This window comes from Nocardia sp. NPDC050408 (assembly GCF_044458905.1).
Lineage (GTDB): Bacteria > Actinomycetota > Actinomycetes > Mycobacteriales > Mycobacteriaceae > Nocardia.
Genome location: NZ_JBITIL010000004.1, coordinates 501,972 through 523,258, shown reverse-complemented (window position 1 = coordinate 523,258; position 21,287 = coordinate 501,972). Strand labels below are relative to the sequence as shown.

The following is a 21,287-nucleotide window of genomic DNA, read 5'->3' as shown; positions in this document are numbered from 1 at the left end:
TGGCTCGGGCGCGAACGCCCCAGGCGCGGGCGGCGATTTCTGTCCTCGCTGTGGTCAGATGGCTTGCGGCTTGGGCACTCCGCCGGGGCGCCCGCCGATCTCGGCACCGACGTGCCATATCTGAAGCGGTCCCGGCAACCGACGCTACCGGGACCGCTTTCACCTGCCACTTGACAGAAGACGCCTACATATCAGTTGTGTCGTCCGGGGACGACGTTGGGGTTCCATACATACAGCTTGCTCATGCTCAGGGTGCTGAGCGACTGTACGGAATACAGTTGATGCTCCTGCCCATCCGGCGCGACCTGCCAGGCGTCGAACACCAGTGGCTCGACATGGCAGTAGATGTGTTGCCGACCGTAGGGGCCTATCACCACCGGGCTGGCGGTTGTCCACGCATCGAGCTCGGTCGGAGTTCGGAAAACGTCGTCGCAGGAGCAGTAGTACCGACCGCACGGCTGTGGTACGGGGGCGGCACCCGCCGTCGGCGCGCAAACCAGCACGCCGCCGCCGATCAACCCGGACAAGGCGATAAATAGCAATCTCCTCATGCCGATATCACCTCCAGGTGAGTGAAGGACTGGTGACCGGCCCTTCGTCGCCGTGGTAGTAGACCGCGAAAAATTCGCCGGCCTCCGATACCGGTACCGCAAAAATCTCGGCCCCCCGCTCCGTGCCCTGTACTGGGCCTGCGGCTATATCCACGCAATTCGGATCCTCGACGCGGCAGATCTCGATCCGCGTAATCGCCTTGTCAGCTCGTTCCGGCCAGATAAGTGTCCAAGCGTGGATCCGATTATCTCCGTTGTCCGCGATACACACGGTTATCCCGTTCTTCGTTTCACCACATCCGCCGCCCGACGACGCATTGGCTACGGCGTTCGGGGCGCCGAGCACAGTACCCACGGTTGCCGCGCCGACGAGTATTCGGGCAGCGCCCGATATGAAAGCCGAACTCGTTGACATGTGGTTTCCTTCCCAGAAATTCTGTTACTTCGATCAACCTGCCACGATCAACCGGCGCTCTCAGTTCCGCGGGAATTCGACCGATGATCCGTACGGGATTCGATGAAATACCCACCCACAAACGTCTCGCAACCAAGAATTGACACGTCCCACCTGTCAGCCGGGCCGGGCCAGCATGCCATAGGAACGGGCGATGATCTATCGGTAGCTGATAGGTAATGCATAGGTATGAAAGGCTCGACGGCACGCCGCAATTCCGCTTCGGTCGCTTCTGCCAGCACCCGACTTCCCGGTCCCGGCTCTGCGGCTTCGACGCTGCCCAGACCTGATCACGGAACCGATCGAAGCGCGTCGGCCACCGCTACGCCTGCGGTGCTGGGTCGTCGGGATGATCTTCGGCCGACCTCGTGGAGGTCTCCGCCCGAGCAGACCACGGCGTCGCGGACCGAGTACCGGGTTCTGTGCTGGGCGCGGATCCGCGCGACGACCATGGGGTTGGCCGGGCCGCCGGATCCGTAATATGGAACTGCTCGGCCGCGCGTCGCGTCATTTCTGCCGAGATGTAGCCGGCCTCACCCATCCGGTGCAATTGCGCGAGACCTGCCTGCTTTTCCGCGGCGGATGCGCCGCGGAAATCGGGTCGCCCCTCGCGGAAAACCGCTGCGGTCGTCCGGTGATAGAGACGGGTAGCCTCCTGCCAGTCGAGTATCGATTGGAAGTCGCCGGGGTCCGGAGCCGATTCTCCCAACGGATCCATGCGATAGCGATATCCCCAGGCCGCAGCGAAATCATTCCAGTGACCGGCCTGCCACAAGAATCGGTCATACACCCGCAACGCAGCATCCACACCGCCGGCCGGCGGGCGACCTTGATACAAGCCGAACATACGTCGCACGCCGATATCAGTGAGCCCGTTCACTCGCTGAAATTGATCCTTGTAATCGACTAGATTTCGAGTATTGCGCGGGTCCGGAAAGAGGAGCACTTCAGACGAGTAGTCGGGAACATTTCGTCTTCCGAAGTTTTGGTCGTGGGCGGGATTGAGAGAGGGAAATACTTCGATTATATTGCGTCGGATGGAAAGATCGAAATCATCGTCGCCGAGATAAGCCTCCACCATCTCCGTCGACAGCGGAACCGCTCCCGCCTCGCGTTGTCTGACCATGGCTACCGTCATGCCGGTCGCGGTCGCCACCTGCGACAAACTAATACCCGCTTGCTCGCGGCGATATCGAAGATAGCGACCCGCGTGGGGATACCCTTCCGGGAAAATCGGCGTGCCGGGAATTATCGAGCAAAGACAGGCCTCAACGATATCTTTCGACGGCTGAGAACGGCCCGCCTCGATATCGGCAATAATATCCTCCGCCATATCCATCTTCGCGGCGAGAGACCGGCGCGGGAGACCAGTTCGCAACCGTAATACCCTCAGGCAAACGCCGATATCGGCATCGCCATCGATGCCATCTGACAGCCGGGCGGCCAGGGCGCGCACATGCGCCTCCCATCCCTTGGGCACCAGATGATCCGCGGCCTCACGATTATCGATCGTCATGGGAATTACACCGAGCTCGTGCGCCAGTTGTTCTCGCGTCAAGCCGCTGTATTCACGGAGTCGCCGGAGGCTGCTGCCGACATCGGCCGGCGGACCTGCCGCCAAATCGGAACAGAAGACTTGGGCGAGCGGAGCGTAGAGGTGGCGGGCGTCGGGAACCCGGCGCAACAGCGCCCGCACCTGGTCGGCAGGGGGTCGCCGGGCGCCGTCCTCGATGCCCTGCCAGGACCCGGGGGCCGCGTCGGTCAGCACATCCATATCGTCGGGTGTCAAGGCGAGGTACCTGCGAACATGACTAGCCCAGTCGCGCGGGAGATCGAAGGTGTGCGGATGCGGAACGGGTGCATCAGGGGCATTGTCGGGTTCGGCGCCGATTTCGGCGAGCCAGCGCCTGATCTGGCGGCCATCGACGTTGTGCATCCGCGCATACTGTCCAAGACTCTGTGTGCCGAAACCAGCCTCCTGGTTGCGCACCCGGGTCTCGTGCCAGCGCCGGAATCCATCCGCAATGGCTGTCTCGCGCGATGGCGCTCCACCGTCGGCGGGTCGCGCGTCATCGCGCTGCTCCGCATCGGACCGCCCCTGCTCGGGCCACGAATCGGCAGGCTCCGATGTCGGCTCGGACGGGCCAGCCGGGCGTGCTACCGCCTCAGATGCTGAGCCCGATGTCGGATTCGTCGGGACGCCTTCCTCAGATGATGCACCCATTAGTGAGAGATCCAGATCATGGGCGTGCGGCATCGACTCGTGACCGCCCGAATGCGCGACCGCATGTGCGGCAGCCGACAAACCGATCTGCACCGCGCGACTGACGGGCAGCCCTGCCACCACGCCCATCGCCAGTGCGGCGGTGAAAGCATCGCTCGCGCCAGTCGTGTCGACGACCGACGCGCTATGTGCCTCGAACAGCTCCGTGCGGCCCTGATGATGCACGGCACATCCCGCCGCACCGAGCGTCACCACAATCGTCGGAACCCCCAGCAACTCGAACAGGCGCTCGGGCAGCAGGTCCGCTCGGAGCGACTCGGCGTCGGCCGACGCGGCATCGCTCGACGCGGCGGCAAGGAGCGCCCGCGCCTCGGTTTCGTTCGGCACGAGGACGTCTGCCATACGCACCGTGTCGAAAGAAACTTGGTCACGCGGCGGAGCCGGTTGCAGAACGACCATCGCACCATTTTCCCGGGCGACGGCGGCGATCTGCGCGACGGTCGCGTCGGGCGCTGTGAATGTCAGCAGCACTATATCGGCGTTCTCGATCGCCCCGATGCTACGTCGAATGTCGTCGCTGGTCAGGTCCAGTTCGCGGGAAATATGGTAGATGAACGACGTTTCTCCGTCGGGTCCGACGAAACACGCAACTTTCCCGGTCGCAATATCATCCTCGATCCGCATTCCGTCAAAGCGGATCCCCTCGCGCCGTAATGTCTCTCGAATTTCGGTGCCACTCCCATCGGCCCCGGTAACGGACACAACATCCACTATCGCGCCGAGTCGCGCCGCGGCAATCCCCTGGTTCAGGGCCTTGCCCCCCGGCGTATCACGAATGGATCGTGCGTCTCGGTACTCCTCCACTCCTGGAAGTTCATCGAAGTCGACAATGACATCGATAACAACGTTGCCGGCCGTTACCACCCGTGGACTACCCAGAGGTCCCGGAGCCGGGGCCCCACTGAGCACCTCGTCCGAAAGACCGACAACGCTGTCGGCATCCGCTGCACGCGCGACAGCCAGATCGTCCGGCTCGGCGTGCGCCGACAGCATCGGTGTCGGGGCCGCGGTGTTCGACGTGGCTTCCGAATCACTGGTCTCCGGTTCGACAGTCGTGGCGGCCGGATCGTAGGCAGTCCGACCGGACGCGTCCTCGAATTCGGGGAACACCCCATCCGCGGCGTGGTCCCGACCGACATCCGAATGCTGCGGCGGTTCGCTGAACGCCTCACCGGTCGGCGGTTGATCAGCAGCATCAGCGTCACGGTCGACCTCCTCGGTAATCGCACCTGAGGGTCGATTCACGCGTGGACCCGTCTCCGGTCCGGCATCGGGCTCGGTGATCGAGCCAGCATCCGGTGCTTCGGTGAATTCAGCGCGGAGGTTGTCGACGGCTCGGGCCAGAATTTCCGTCGCGGCAATGTGGTCGATGTCGAGCCGAACTGCCGCGTCATCGAGCGGAACGCCGTGCACGAAGTGCAGTTCGACGAGGCGAATGGCGGCTTCCGGGTCGGGCAGATCTGCCAGCGCGGCACGAACTTTTCCAACAAACGGACTATCGTCGTCGAAACCATCGAGATCGGAGTCCGAATCGGTCCCGCCGGTATATGCGCCTTGTGGGTTGGGGTCCGCTACTTGTCGTGCGCGTATTTCTCCGTGGCGCGTATCGTCGAGCGACCCGGTCGTGGTCTCGATGATTTGTCGTGCTGCGGTGACCTGGTCCGATGTGAGGTCGAGCGCGTCGGCGATTTCACGGATGTCCGGCATTTCCCCAGTTTCGGCATACCGTTTGTTGCGGTAGGTGTAAACCTTGACCGCTCGAGTTCGTTCGCTCGCCTCCAGACCGGGGAACCGCCACTCGAAGTACGTACTTCGCATGGCACCGCGACTCGCAGCCCAAGCGTGCGCCACGAATGGCGGCCCTGCCGGGATGTGATTCACAATGGCACGCAGGATCGCTATCGCATAACGTTGCGTGAGGTCTTCCCTGGATTCGAATATCATGGGCCAGCGTTGCGCGGCCGCTTTTGCTACCCAATCGTATTCTTGGTATATCCGGTTTCGGATAGATGTTTCTTCCGTCGAGCCTGGTTTGGTTGCGATCAGTCGCCAGAAATCCTCGTCTTCGGGCCGGTCGACGGGCGAGGCGGGCGCGAGGAACTGCTGCACGGCCGCGCGAATGGCCTGGTCGGGGACATCCAGAGCATCTCGCCACGTCCGTAGAAAATCGAGAGTGGCGGAATCGCTGTTCTCCACCGCCGAGATGGTCTTGATGTGCCGCCGCATCAGAGTGGCGACTTCCTGTTGAGACAGTCCGCGTTGTTGCCGAACCGCCGTGAGCCAGTCGCCGATATTCTGGTGAAGCGAGGTTGCGGGTTGGGGAATGTTACTGCTGAAATAGTGCGCGAGACCCGGTTCCAAAAGACTCGTGGCGCGATACAAGACGTCATTCGGGATATCGAATGCATTACCGAACGCTTGCAGATAGTCAGCAGTGACCGCGCCATTCTCCGCATTCCACACGGTCTTATGAGCACGATTCACACGTTCAGCGACCTGCAGTTGGGTCAGTCCGTAATATTCACGAACAGCTTCGAGCCAACCCCCGATCGTCCGATAGACATTACTCGCGGGATCGGGTAGAGCACCACTGAAATAGTGCGCGATGTGCGGCTCCAACTGCCTCGCAGCAGCATGCAAAACCTCGTCGGAGATACTTAGAGCACGACCGAACACCTGCAGATAATTTCCGGTGACCCGAAAATCTTTCTCCGCTCTGGACACCGTTTCCATGTGGAGGTTCATGCGGTTGGCGACTTCCATTTGAGTCAGTCCGTAATGCTCACGAATGGCTTTTAGCCAACCCCCCATCGTCCGATAGATATTACTGGCAGGATCGGGTAAAGCGCCACTGAAATAATGTGCGAGACGCGGCTCCAACCGGCTCACAGCAATATGCAAAACCTCGTCGGAGATGCCGAAAGCCCGACCGAACGCCCGCAGATAATCAGCGGAGATAGTGCCCCGCCTTTCCGCACGCCACACAGTCCTGCTGCCGCGATGTATTCGGTCGGCGAGTTGCTGTTGCGTCACTCCGTAGTGTCGACGAACCGCCGCGAGCCAGTCACCGAGTTTCTGGTAGTCGCGATCATGGGGATCCGGTATGAGTGTCGTCCGGGTTCCTTGCCCGATCTGGAGATCTATCGGCGGTTCGCCGATATCGGCTCCAGGCAACAGCAACGAAAGACCATTCCGATCGAACGCCATCGTCCGAACATCGGTTTCCGCAAACTGTGCGGGGTTGATTTCGGAGGGAGGCCGCCACACCCGCGCGGCCTGCTCGTAGGCATACGCATAGGCCAGTAGCGACGCCTCGGTAAACGGGGTGCCGACCAGCATCATCCCCACCGGTTCCTGGCTTGCCGCGTCGTATCCGATCGGCAGCGCAACCGCCGGATACTGCGCCCGGGCGCTCAGTTTGAATCCGGTGTCCCCGACGAACAGCAACGCATCCAATCGGTGCGGAGCGAACGCGGCATCGAGTCGCTCTCGTGCCGTCCCCACAACGAGGTCGCGATGCCTCCGGTATTCCTCCACTACGCCCGGATCGTTCGGGTCGATCGCGGCGGCGCGGATCAACCTGTTCTGGCCGAATCGGATTGCGCCCGCCGAGGCGTTGGTCCGGTTGAATCGGATCAACTCGTCCAGCGTCTTGATCGGAGCGCCCGCAGGCAGTCGGGCCAGATAGCGATCGAAATCCCGCTTGAGCTCGTAGACGTAGAGGGGGTCCGGTAGGCCGTCCAAGGGAACCTCGACCGAGATCAGAGTCGCACCCTGCGCGCTGAGTACCGCTGCCGCGCGAGCGAATGCGGGGTGCGGAGGTATTGCCCCGGGCTGGAAGGCCACCCCGATCCGACTACCGCGCAGTGCATCGACGGACAGTGCGGCGGTGTAATCCGTGCCGACCAAGTGGGCTGCGACCACCGTCGCCGGATCCTCCGGGTCGGTCCCGGCCAACACGGTCAGCAGAGCCGCCGCGTCGTACACCGTCCGCGCCATCGGCCCCGCAGTATCCAGAGTGGCCGAGCCGGGCACGATGCCGGTGCGGCTCACCAACCCGACCGTGGGTTTGATCCCGATCACTGAGTTGGCCACAGTTGGACTGATGATCGAGCCCGATGTCTCGGTGCCGACAGCCCCTGCGGCCAGCGCGGCTGCCACGGCAACCGCCGACCCGGTACTGGACCCATCCGGACTCAGGGACGTGTTGTAAGGATTACGTACGGTCCCGCCGAGGCTGCTGTAGCCGTCCGGCATCTCCTCGGAGATGAAATTCGCAAGCTCGGTCATATTGGTCTTGCCGAGGATGACCACCCCCGCAGCCCGCAGCCGCTGCACCACGAAGGCATCGCCTGACGGATACGAATCCCGCAGCGCCACCGCCCCGGCGGTCGTAGGCAAACCCGCTACGTCGATATTGTCCTTGATCAGAATCGGAATCCCGTGCAGCGGTCCCCGGACATGTCCCCGTCGGCGTTCCGCGTCGAGCCGTTCCGCCTCCGCGACCGCATTCGGATTCACCGCCCGAATCGCATTCAGATGCGGGCCCGCCTTGTCCAAGATCCTGATCCGGTGTAGATACGCTTCGACCAGTTCGGCCGAGGTCACCACACTGTCCGTCATCGCACGCTGCAGCGTGACCGTATCCGCCCGGTCCAGATCGACCGCGGGCGTAGGGTCCCCTTCGCCGATCCGCAGATCCGGAGGGATCGCGCCGGACCCGGCTCCCGGCAACCGCAAGGCGTTGCCCATCCGGTCGAAACCCATCGCCCAGATGCCGGCCAGGTCGGCCGATTTCGTCGTGTCGCCCCAGGCCCGCCGCAGCCCCCTGCCCGGATCCTGTACCTCGAGCCAACCGTGGTTCCCGTGCTCGTCACAGCGATATTCCACACGGTACGTATGTGCGCCGACACCGTGCTCATTCACGGCATGCGCGACGTCGACCACGATAGTCGACACTCCGGCACGCTGGTCGACAGGAAGACTCGCCACCGTGTCGAGCAGCGCCTTCACGACCGATCGATGCGGATGGTCCGGGTCGACGGGAAACCACTGCGGAAGTCCGTGCAGGAACTGCACATAGCTGTCGAACGACACACCAGCGAGGCCGACATCATCTGGCACGTTGACGTTTTCGTTGCCGGTCCGGGCCCGATGCAACGCCGCCGTCAACGGCACGCACTGACTGACCGAATGGGAGTCGGGTGGAACATATTCTGCGGTGCCGTCGTCGGGAGCGACCTCCAGTCCACCCACCTCGCCCGCGGTGATCATCGTGGCGTCCAGCCATTGATCCAGATCCGGGGCGAATCGGTCGATAGATGTTGTCAGGTCATCGATTTCGTCGACGACATCGACCATCGTGGTGCGGGAAATCCAACGTTCGACGCGCTCGCGCACCACGGCGCTTCGCGGATGCAGGTCCGCGCGCCGCATGAACATCTCCTCGAGCGTGGTGGGCGCGGAAGCCAGGTGCCGTGTGTGCGTCCGGCTCCGATCCGGACTGCGCAGTGTCGGCGCAGTATCCGATCCCAATACCAGCGAAAGCCAGCGCAGATCCCGTTTCACCATGCGGCGCAGCGCTTCTCGTGCCTCGGGCAGCGAATCCCACCGATTCAGGTCCACCCCGGCCTTCTCGGCGAGTTGCCCCAGCCGATTCTCGGCTTCCGCACGGTTCAGGTGATCCTTACGTTTGCGCCGCACCAGCGCGACGAGTCGGAGCTGGTGCAGGTAGAGGTTGTAATACCAATTACTCCATGGGGTTTGCTCGTCGAAGGCATCTGTCAGCTGTCGTAGTGCGAGGTAGCGGTCGGCGAGATACGTTGTGCCCGCGGATTCGGAACCCTGCCGCAAGACAGCGACTCGTCGCCGGACCTCTTCGAGGGGCGCCTGCGCCCACCCATCGCCGGGCAGTCCGACCGCACACGCGTCGGCCGCTGCGCGCATTTCGCTCAGATCCGGCTCGAGCTCTCCCCGGCTCATCCGGCGATCCAGCGGATACTTTCGCAGATGGTCCGACATCAGGCGCGCGAGCCGCTCGCGCCCGAGCTTCGCACGGTGGTCGGCTTCGTCCATCGCCGCGGTGATCGTGTCGATACGCGTGAGTCGCCGGCGTGCGCGACCGAGTTCGTGAATCAGGCCGATGGTCGTGTCGAGCCGCTCGGACTCCCCGGGCGGCACGCTGGTCAACCGACTCAGGTCGTATACGCCCGCGCCCCGTTCATCGAGCGCCGGTATATCGAGTCCGAATTCACTGCTCAGTCCATCGAGGAGGGCGACGAAGGCGAGCCGACGCTGGTGCGCGATATTGTCGCGCACCGCGGCCAGGCATTCGCTGAACGGCGCGTCATCGGTGAGTTCGGGCAGACGCCACGCGGGCGCGACCGATGCTGCCGGGACACCAGCCAGCGCCCGATCCATGTACTCGAGCGCGACACCCAGATCGGTATTCAGCAGCTCGATAGTGTCGTAATGTTCGACGGTCGCGGCCGCTCGCTGTTCCAACCAGCGCAGTTCGGCGGACCGCTCGCGCTCCTCGTCCTGGGCTGTCGCCAGTAGGTGTTGTAGCCGAGCATGCAGCAGCAACATTCCCTGCCGCGAATCCCAGGATGAGGAGCGGTAGCGCCGAGCCGCCCGAAAGATCTGCTGCTGAATCGGTTCGAACGACTCGCGCTCGTAGTCCTCGATGGCCGTGCCCAGCGCGAAGAGGTCGCGTGCTTGTCCTTCCAGGCGTTGCCTTGCCGCGAGCCGCCGGTCCGCCGCCGCGAGGACCGAACCGATCGCCGGCAGTAGCGCTGCGCGCGGGCCGAAGTTCGCGAACGCACGCAGCAGTGCGTATGCCTGCGCGATCAGCCGGGCGACCTCGTCGGCGCGACGCGCCAACTCCGCTTCTACGGCCTGGATCGTGCGAGCCCATCTGGTCTGGTACTGGATGTCGTCGACGAGCCTTGCGACTGGCGTCGTTTCGGCAAACGCCGCTCGGGCTGAAGCCAGTTCAGGTGCGGCGGAACTGTTTTCGTCGCGCACCGCCAGCATATGGTGGATCCATCCGTCGTCCACCGCCCGACCGCGCTCGATGCCGAGCATGTCGACCAGCGCGCCGCGCGCGTCCCGATACCTCGCGGACCAGTCCGCCCAGACGAGCGAGCCCGTCTGCAGCAGTTCGTCGGGATCGATGCCGTGCGGGGCGAGCAGTTCCGACAATTCCCGCCGCAGCTGCTTGCGACGTTCGTCGGCACGGCGTGCTACCGCCAGCCGGACATTCGGATCGGCAGCGCCGGGCGCGGATGGCCCGAGATCCTCTGCGCCCGTACCGGCGACCGCCATATGCGACTGCGCGGGTTCCGCAATCGCGTGTGGCTCGAATGAATCGTCCTCCGGCGGTGCGCGACCGGGCGGACGATCTCCCAGGCGACGGATCGGGATTTCTCTGCCCCGGCGACCGACGGGCTCTTCATCAGGTGACAGCGGAAGTTCCGGTGTCCCATCGGATTTGAATGCCACGCCGTGAAATGTGGCCCCCTCGCCCGCTGTCATAGTCAGATGAGCCGCCCACGCGTCCACCGCCTTGTCCCCGCGTACCGTCCGAACTTCGGTAACGATCATGTTGTCGTCATCCAGGTAGGCGACTTGTTCGACGACCACGATCACCGCATCGTCCATCTTCACGGTGAACGCGTGCCCACCGGCCGCCCCGAAGTCCACCGCGCCCACCACGGTTCCTTCGGACTCTCGCACGTGCGCGACGATCTGCGCCGCATCAGAAAAACCGTTCGGATGCCAATTCGCACGGGCCCACCGGGATACGTCCTTACCGTCGACCCCCGCCAGCGGGATCTGGACCCGACGATCGTGCGGAATATCGAACCGAGGCCGCATACCGGTCCCCTGCCCCGCGGCATCGGCGGCCACCAGCAAACATGTCTTCGGAACCGAAGAGCGATGGTGCCAAGGGACCACTCGTCGCGGATTGTCGTCACGCAAGAACGCCTCGAGCCGTTCGACCAGTTCGGCCGGGGTGCCCGCGGTCAGGTCGGGGAAGTGCCGCGAGAGCACGTCACAGATTACGGACCCGCTGCCCAGGGACAGACGCCATCGCCCTTCATGTTGCTCGAGTGGCAGCAACAGCGCCCTGGTGTTACCGAGATTGGTCGCCCACAGCACCGGGTCACGGTGCACCGACGGGTCCGGACGTGTTTCGGCCAACGGTGGTATCTGTCGGGTACGCAGCCGGTAGAGAACGTACGCGGGATCGGACCGTTCGATCGCAGGCTGGGCAATCACCTTGTGATAGCCCAGCCAAAGCAGATAATCGGTATCGCGCAGCGGTCCGTACACCTCGGCGGTTGACATAGGCGAAACAGGGCTCGAGGCGACTTGTGACTTTGCGCCGAATATTGACGAATCCAGTCCCACGAGCCATTCGCGCAATCCTCGAGTTGTCACGCCCGCTTCACGATAGGTCAGGTAACGGTCGAGCAATTGGGCCAGGATCTCGTCCTCGGACTGCCGACGGCGCGGCCCCTCCGCCTCGGCGTCGGGAACCGTCCGTACCTCGATTCGACCGTCTGGTCCCAGCGTCACCGCCAGGTATCGCTTCTCCAGCTCATCGCGCCACAAAGCATCGGCGAACTTCGGACGCTCCGCCGCCAGCTCCACCAGGCTCGCCATATGTCTGCCGGGCGGCGCGGCGACCACCAGCACGCCGCCCGCCACGTCCGGCAGGTGCCCGATGCGGTTGTTGAGCGATTGGCCATCGCTGCGGCCTCGCAGTTCTGCCGCGATGACCCGGCTGGTCAAGAAATCGTCACGGCGGCGCTGAGTGCTGGAGAGGGTGTCGGTCAATCCACCGCGCTGCTCGAGTAGGTCGATGTACTCGCGGATATCGGATTCGCGGCGCAGGATCTCCTGACGGCGAGCGGCAAGCCGGGTATCCGGAAGCGGAATCGACGCCAGCTCCAGCGGATCGATACGCAATTCATCGGCCAACGCGGCCCGATCGGCACTCACCTGTTCCCGCAGCGGCCCGAGCGCTTGCCCATCGTGCTCGGGCAACCCGAGTCGGCTGGCCAGGGCCGCACACGCCTCGGTCCACAGCCGGAACCGCTCGGCTGCCGCGTCGGCCTCTCGAACCAGATCCTCGTACCGCCGATTCTCTTCCGGCACCAGGGTGACCTCGAGTTTCCGCCGTGTGCGGTCAACCGATTTCACGCTCGTCTCGCGAAGCGAATCCGCCACCCGCCGCACCAATGACCGCAGGTTGAGGTCATCGAGAGGTTCCAGCAATCCGGCTTCGGTATCAGGGGCCGGCCATGCCAACCAGCCATCCGGGCCGCGGCCCAGGTCGACAATGATTTCCGCACGCCCGTTCGTCGCGGACAGTTGCCACGAATCCGAGAACCGATGCTGCTTGCCCCGCTCGCGCCGCACTGGAGTGGCGGATCGTGCGGTCGAGGGTGGTCGGCCTGCGGACACCGCCTCCGCCAGCCGCTCCAGCAACAGGTCCGGCGTGGTGGCCGACATGCCCTGGAACCATCGGTTCAGGATGTCGCCCGCGTCGCCGCGGCCGCGCGGCGGCGCAACCCGCCAAGCCAGTCCGTCGACACAGATCTCGACCACCGGGTTCAGGACGCCGAGATCGACATCGCCACGAATGACGACGCGCCAAGGCCCGTCGGAGGCCTCATCCGTTCGGACCGGCAGCGCAATCTGCCGGGTCGCTATTCTGACCAGCACCGCCGCGGGATGCGGCAGATCCATATCCACCGAGGACTGAGCCTCGGCGGCCGCATAGGCGAACACCAGCACAGTACCGTCTCGTTTGAGGTGGCCCGCGGTGGCCTCTATCCCGGCGGCAGCCGCCTGTCGGATGTCTTTCTTGCGATAGCAGACCTGCGTGCCCAATCCGCCGATCCAGTCGCCGAATGTCGTGTCGACCAGACCGAGCCGACGAAAACGCAGGTACTCGTCGAGCAGAATGCCCTCCACTTCGGCGACCGTCGCCTCACGGTATTCACCCTCCGCGGTGGCAGCGGAAATCGGTGTCACGACCGGACCGTCCGGGCCCGAGCTCACCCGCAGGTAATGCCGGTCGAATCGGGGGTGCCAGCGAGCCGCGACGAACCTCGAGTCGGTCGTTACCACGTCGAGCAGCGCCCGTCGATGCATACCATCCGGCGCGGCCACGACCAGTCTTCCGCCGCTTTCCGACGGGAGAAAGGCGACGTAGTCGGTGAGCCGTTCGCCCTTCTGCCCCTCCAGCCGCCAGGAATCGAGCTGCCGCTCGACCGCCGCGCGAGCGGCATCCCATTCCGCTTCGCGACTCGCGTCGTTGTTCCCGTCGCGAACCGGTTCAGGGTCGGGGGGTGCCGCGGCGAGAACTTCGGATTCAGTCTGAGCTGCGGCCGCATCAGGGGCTGTGACGGGAGCGGGGCGAACGTCGCGGAGGTAAGCTCGGCCGTTCTCATCGACCGTCACCTCGCAGTAGTGGAATCGGGCCCCCCGTTCCGACAGATCGGCAAGCACCTCGGGTGCCACCGCGTCCAGCGCCCGACCCAACGTCGCCACCGACCCGGCAACGAATACCTCAGGTGCGCCGTCGCCGGACTCGACCACCGCTACCTGCGGTGCCAGCGACCGCCCTCCCCTGGCGTCGACCACGTTCTGCGCAAGCACATCTCGCGCGACGGCTGTGGCCGCCTCGGCACGGGCACTGCGCTCCCGGATCAGCGCGTAATCGAACAATGCGAGGTAGTCCTGGACGATCCCACCGAAGGTCGCGGTATGAGCGGCCTCGGCCCGATCGGCTTCGATCCCTGGCGGGTGTGGCACAGCGTCGCGGAAGTCGAGGGCCCAATCGATGAGCGCTTCCACGGTGCGGGCCAACTCCTGCGGGGCGCGTTGGTCCGCATTTTGCACACCGAGTTGACGGGCTCGCCGCACAACCGCTTCGAAGACACCGCGTCGTACGTCTGCGGCCTCCGCGATCCATTCGCCCCACCCGCGCAACGACGCATCGACCGCTCCGGTCGGTTCGAACGCCCGAGGATCACCTACCTGCAACCAGCCAGCTGAAGTGTGTGAGCCTTGCCGTTGATCCAGCCCGAGTTGCGCGGCCAGATACTTGCCAACCTTGCGAAGGCGCTCGAACTCGCTGTCGAGCACCTCCTCTAACTGATCACATTCGGCGATATATCCCAGCAGCTGGCTGAGCCTTCGGTGCCGGGCTGCGCGGCTTCCAAACCGTGGAATTTCGGAAAGCTTCCCGCCGGCCCCCGTACCGATCGGCGCCTGTCGCTGCTGGATTTCACGCTCGGTTTCGGCACGCCGTACCACACCGACCGTGAGTTCGCCCTCTGGCGGCAGGACGCCGGCCGCGCGCAGATCTGCGCTGAGGCTCGCTGTCAGTTCCTCGAATTCGCGACGCAGGCGGGCGATCGAGAAATTCGGATCCGACGGATCAGCACCACATAGTTCCAGCCATTTGTCGCGCACGTCGCGTAACCGGACCAATGACTCGAGCCGTCGCGACATCACCTCTATCTCTTCGCCTACTCCTGGACTTTCGATGGTGGATGCCCTGACAGCTCCCAGCTTGTCCTGAATGGACCGGAGCCGCGCGATCAACCGCTTTTCCTCGTGCAGCTCCCTTACATTTTCTACGAGACGCCCGAGTTCGAGATACTCGATCATTGTCTCGATCAAACGCCCGATATCGGAGGACGGTCCGACCGCCTCTCCCAGAATCCGCCATTCCGCAGCAGGGTCCGAAATCTCGATGCGTTCGGCTCGTTGCGCGAAACCCAGGTCCGGCACCCAGAGGATTCCGGAAAGGTTGAGCGGACTATCGACGTCGAGAATTCCACGTATCAGCCACTCGGGCAGGTTGGAGAGCCCGCCTCCGGCCACGTCCCGGGTGAACCGCTGCCAATAGGGGCGGTCCACGACACGAAGTGCCTGTTGGAAGTGCTCGATGACACGCAGAACCCGTTGTGGCCCATCACGAGGCCCCAGATCCAGCTGGCGCAGTATTTCGAGTAGCCGCGCGTGATCCGGGTCTTCGACCCCCACTTCCCGGTCCCGCAGGTGCACCAACTGGTCGGCCAATTCTCTGGCCTTCGCCTCGAACGCTTCCAACCGTTGCTTCAGGTACGCCGAGCCGGGCCGGAGTTCGCTGAGGTCCGCTCTGTATACGACTGCCAGACGTTCCAGCTCGGCGGACAACTTTTTCTCGCGGGCAACAGCGGCACGGCGCGCCTGGTGCAGAACTCGCTGCGGCACAATATCTCCGGCCAGCGTCCGGATCTCGTCCAGCTGATTTTCGTACAGGATTGTCGAGAGGAGGTTGCCCTCGACCATTTCCCGTTCCAGCTTGCTGATGTCGGCCGGTCGCGTGTGGGAAGGGGCGCCGATCACATTACCCGCGCCAGCGACGACATCACCGGAAGGCGACGGGTCGCCAATCGCATCGGATGCGTCGGCGCCCGCGACCGCCAGCCTTGGCGCATGCTGCGAACGGAGCGTGACATGCGGTCGCGGTTCGCCGAGACTCGGCCGCAGTTCGGCGTCCGCCTCGTACACAAGCGCGAAGATGTGCAGGTCGGATGGCAGTTTGCCCGCTTCGAACAGCTGCCTGGCACCGTCGTCGACCAGTGGGTCGCGCCATTTGATCGTGCCCGGCTGGTCCTTGGCGTGGAACAGCAGGCGGGCATGGCCCTGCCCCGACACCGCGCGGGCGTGATCGCTCTCGGTGACAACGAATGCGGCGGCGCCAGGTTGCATTCCACGTAGCCGGTCCGCCAGTTCCTCCCAAGTCGCGACCGGTTCCCACCGCTTGCTACCCAGCACCGAATGCAGCTGTTCGAGGGACGTGCCGCCGAGCCGGGGATCGGGGGTCAAAGGAGCGGCGGCGAGGTTCCTGGCGATCGCGGCGCTGCCGTTCTCTTCGATGAGATACCCCACGACCAGTGGCGCGCAGTTGATCGGCGTCGGCGCGCGCGGTGGGTCGGGTGGACGGGAGTCGCCGTTGCCCTCCGGGAGCGCATCGGCTCCAGCGATCGGCAGCAGCGGCCGGTCCGAGTCCTGTCGGGTCGCCACGGCCCGCGCGGTGTCGGGGCGCCGCCACAACCCCACCGGCAGGGAGTGCAGCGGCACCTGAGTACTGTGCGTAGCTCGATCGGATCCACTTGGCCTCATAGGGAACTCAGGAAATTCGGGCTCGAAGGCGATTCGTGGCGGCCGTTCGAGGGCGTGACCGCTCGATATGCCCGGCACCCGGGCACGACCTCTCGGGATGGCTTGCAGCATCTGCCAGTGTCGGCGCAGCTCCCCCGGCCCCATCTGAACCAATCGGCTCAGCCACTTCTGGCCCGAGTCGCCGCGGGACGCGGCGACGGCTGTCGCTTCGGCCGACACGCGGTTGAAGCCGACAGCGGTCTCGCGCAGTGCCGCCAGGAGCAGGCAGAGGCGCGCGATATCGATGAGGTACTCGCCATCACCTGATTCCACACCGGTCCCAGCGGATGGCCGCTCCCCGGAGGAAGCAAGCGATGCATCCTCGAGGACCTGTTCGATGCGCGGGGTGTTCAGTTCGTCCGGTTCCACTCCGAGCAGCCGAGCCAGTTCCGCTCTTGCCGTGGCCAGTTCGGCGTTCAACCGCGCGAGTTCCGGGGAGTCCGGCCCTAAACCCCAATGGTCGATCTCGACACCGTGTTCGCGGGCCAGTTCCCGAGCGAGCTCGCCGCGCCGCAGCCCCAAGCGGATCCATTCCGGGCGCAACGGCGAACTGAACCACCATGATTCGCCGAATGTCTGCCTGGGTCTGCTGACCGCCGGTGCGACGACAGGTGCCGCCTCCGTGTGGTGGGCGTCCGATGTGGAGCGACGATCGGTGCCCTCGGGGATCGGTGGCATCGCCTCGAGCTGAGCGTCGGTCGTCATGAAACGATCCAATGCCTCGACGAGCCGATCAACGGGCGATGACGGGAACTCTTCGGCCAGCCGCCGCAGCACGGACAGCCGGTGCCCGGTCGAGGAAGCCGTACCGTCCGGTTCCAGCCCGGCAACGCACAACCAATCCAGCACGGACGCCGCCTCACGGCGGATCGCTGCCTGATCACGTAGCTCGCGCCCGAACATCTCCCCGAGATCCGCCAGCAGCCCCGAACGCACAGCAGCATCGAGTCGGCCCCACCCGCGATCGGCCAGCTCTGCCAACCTGGCTTCGAACCGGTCGATCACTTGCTCCACCAACCGCCGGCCCCACAACTTCAGTTCCTGCGGTGCCACCCCGAACAATTCCGCCGCATCCGCCGTCGCCTCCGCGTGCTGCCGGCGCAGATCCGGGCCATCCCCTTCCGGTGTTCCACCGGATGGCGCGTCAACGGGCTCTTGCGATGCCGCAGTGGAGCCTGGCGCCACGGTCGAGCGCACGTCCGGAACTCCCTGTGCCCCAATCGCATCGGCAGCATCGGTGTCATTCGATGCCGCTGCCGCGAGCCCCAGCATCGCAGCACCCGGTACCACGGAGGACATCCTCGCTTCCGAGGCAGTCGTCAGCGACGGCGTCTCAGGTGACGATTCGACCGGGCGGTTGCCGGCCGCCGCACCCGGATGGCCTCCATTATCCCCGGGAGGTGGCACCGCCGCGCGCGCGGCGGACTCCTCCGGCGCACCCGCCCCGGTATGCGCCGAACCAGCTGCGGCCGAACCGGTGTCGAGGGCTTGCGCGGGATCCGACAACGATTCGGTCGTATCTGCTCGGCGAGTCTGCTCGGTCTCGGCGAGATCCTGCTCACGCAACTGCCGGAAGCGCTCCAAGGCCGCCTCTCGCACCGGATCAACCGGCACAGACTCGACTACGGCATCTCGTTCAACCACCGCCACGCTCGCCGAACCGCGATCCGAGGACTCGGACACACCGGCGTGCGGCCGCTCCGGAGCCGAATATGGACCCGTGCCATCACTTTCCGAGCCACCGGGTGTCGTCGAGCGAGCCGATACCGAGGACTCCTCGGGCCCACCGGCAGGCACCGATTCCGAAGACCACAGACCTGCCGCTGCCAAAGCATCTCTGGCCTCGGGTGTCAGTGTGGTCTCGTTGTCGGCGAGATCCTGCTCACGCAACTGCCGGAAGCGTTCCAGCGCCGCCGCCCGCACCGGATCGGGCGGCGTTTGCGGGACGCTCGCACCGTCTCGTTCGCGCACCGCCTCCGACGGAACCCTGTTCGACGAACCCGACGGCTGGGCAGACTGTGATGGCGGAGATGAATATGACTGCGCAGCATTACTTTTCAGACCGTCGGGCGTTGTGGAGCCAGGCGACGGAGTCGATGACGTACCACTATCGGATCCGCCGACAGCCACCGGTTCGGGCGATACCGCAGGCCGCAACCCGGCGGCCGCGAGTGCGTCGGCGGCTGCGGGCGTCAACCCGGACTGCTCGCCGCCCGTCGTCTCCGCCAATTCCCGTTCGCGCAGGGCGCGGGCACGATCCAGGGCGATCTCCGGATCGGCGGTACCCTCCTCGGCACCGAGTCGCAACACCAATTGCGGAGATTTCAGTAGCCGGTCGAATGCCTGATGCGCATCCGTCCATCGGTCCACAGTCGCCGCATCAGCACCGACCCACTGCCGCAACCTATCCCGCAGATCCCCGGACACCGCCTGTCCCTCACGCAACTCCCCAGCACCAGCGAGGAACCGGCCGCTGCTCTGATCAGCGGCCAGTGTCCGGCGCACTTCATCGCCGATCAATCCACCCGCGTGTTCCCGCGCCTGTTCAGCCACGTGCGGCGACTGCTCCGCGCGCTCGACCCAGCACTCGATCGCCGAACGCAATCGCGACGGCGACATCGAATGGAACTCGGTGTCCGACAATCCCAACCATTTGGCCAGCTCGGTGTCCGCCCGGGCCGACTCACGTTGCAGTGCCTTGAAATCCGACGCCCGCGCCCCTGCCACCGCGTCCGCACCCGCCCGCGCACCGTACTCACGAATCGACTGCTCCAACGAAGGTGCTCCGTCAGCACCAGCCGTCGCAGCATCGGGGGCCGCCCCGTCGGTGTCGATGGGTACTCGCTGCGCCCCCGCCTCGCCGGAAGGTTCGGCAACCACCCCTGCGCTCTCGCCAGCGATTGGTGCGGCTTCCGCAGACTGGTGCGCGCTCCGGTCCACACCCGATCCCTGCTCGGATCGTGCCACCGCGTACTGAGGATGAGCGGGATCCCACGTACCGTCCGCCGCACGCCCATCCGCCGAACTCACGTGCGTCTCCGCCGCCACGTACCGGTCCAACTGGTCCAGCAACTGGACGACCGGTGCAGCGCCCTCTGTCTCGGCAGCCCGGCGGACCGCTGGCAATTCGGAACCATCCGCGGCATCTGCCCGCTGTCCCGTCATCCCAGAGTCCGCCAGCCACTGTTGCACCGAAGCCGTATTGCCGTAGTCCTCAGTAAGTTTCCGAGCCCAGTCCACGGTTCCGGGCACGACATCGTCCAGCGCTCTCGCCCGGACCGCCGGATCCAGCAGGGCCCAGCCTTCGTCCCCCAGCGCTCCGAGTAACGCATCGCATTTGCCGATCGCCTCTTCCAGTACCCGCCGCCCCCACAGCCGCACCTCTTGCGGCGACACCCCAAGTGATGCCGCCAGCTCGGCGCGCGCCTCATCGCGCACCGCCACACGGCGGGCCAATTCGGCCGCATCGACACCAGGGGCGGTCGGATCGCCGGAGGGGTGCGCCATACCATTCGAGCTACCGCTCTCCTCAGGCCACTCCGCACCATGCTGGGATCCGGATACGGCCGCATCGCCGGAAGCCGTCCGGGCTTCCGCCAACTCCTGTTCCCGCAGCTCGTTCAACCGCCGATACAGCGCGGCATCCGGCTCGCCCCCGGCACCGGAATTCGTAGCCGAGGCAGCCGAATCCTCGCCCCCAGCACCGTGGACCGGTGTTTCGGCAACTACGCTGTTCTCCGAAATTCCCACTGCGGAAACCGGTTTCTTTGCCGGAGCATCCGATCGGACAACTTCGTCCGCATGCAGCCCCGCGCCCACGTTTTCGGCCGCGGGCGGGGTAGGTGCTGCCATGTCCGGATGCGCCCTGGCCTGCGCGTGCGCCGATGCCATCCCCACGGCGGCGCCACTGGCCAGCGCTGCCAGCGTCAGCTGGAACTGACCGGTCATCGCGGCGGCCGCGGCGGCACCGCCGATCACACCCGAGATGCCCGCGGTCGCCGCGACCACGGCTCGCCCAAGCAGTGCCGGGGCGGCATGCGGAACGACGGCCTGAGCCAGATGGCCGCCGAGTGCCCCACCGAGACCAGCACCAGCACCAGCGACCCCAGCAGTCGCGACCGAGTCCCAATCCACACTGTCGCGATGCCCGTTCAGAATCCCGAGGATCTGCCCCAGCTGCACACCGGCATCGACACCGGCGGTCAACGCGGCGAACCCGCCTGCCTGCATGAGCAGCAGACCGGCACGCTCGGCCACCGCAGCCGCGCCGGCTCCAGCACGCTCTGCGACGAAAGCCGCGAACCGGGCCAAATGTTCCGCTCTCGCCTCCGACAGCACCTGCAACGCCCGCAACGGATGCCAGCCCCCAGCCAGCAGGAGCTGGTAAACCGTCATCGCACCGAAGGCGTACATGGTGTAGCCCTGTTTGTCGGTATCGGCGGTGCTGCGATCGGTGTAGTGCGCCATTGACTTGCAAAACTCACCGGACCCGGCGACCGCCGTGGGAAGCGGCTGCACAGCGTCGTGGATCTGACCACCGAGGCTGTCGCGCACCGCCTCCGGCAGCAGTGCGATTTCCGCGTCGAGCCGCTGCCTGATCTGTTCGAGCTCCTCGCTCGCCCGCTGCCACGCAGCACTCACCCGCCGACCGGCATCGGTGTCCATCCGGGGGATCTCCGCACCGAAAACAACGGCCTGAATCGGGGCAGGCAACTCCGACAACAGCTGCAACGCGGTCGTCACGCCCCACCCCCTCCGCTTATCT

General features: G+C 65.1%; 2 protein-coding genes. Both read right to left on the bottom strand.

All coding sequences use genetic code 11. From position 1 onward, the window contains the following. Positions 1–191 precede the first annotated feature (191 nt). On the bottom strand, positions 192–551 hold the full coding sequence (locus tag ACIBJI_RS15615) for a hypothetical protein (protein ID WP_396955380.1): 360 nt from the start codon (positions 549–551) through the stop codon (positions 192–194). A 776-nt stretch (positions 552–1,327) separates the two neighbouring features. Then, on the bottom strand, positions 1,328–21,265 hold the full coding sequence (locus tag ACIBJI_RS15610; protein WP_397084600.1) for a PfkB family carbohydrate kinase: 19,938 nt from the start codon (positions 21,263–21,265) through the stop codon (positions 1,328–1,330). Positions 21,266–21,287: the final 22 nt, after the last annotated feature.

What these genes read in the sequence shown, in the direction of transcription:
- ACIBJI_RS15615 (WP_396955380.1), bottom strand. Translation starts at nt 551, where the DNA reads ATGAGGAGATTGCTATTTATCGCCTTGTCCGGGTTGATCGGCGGCGGC.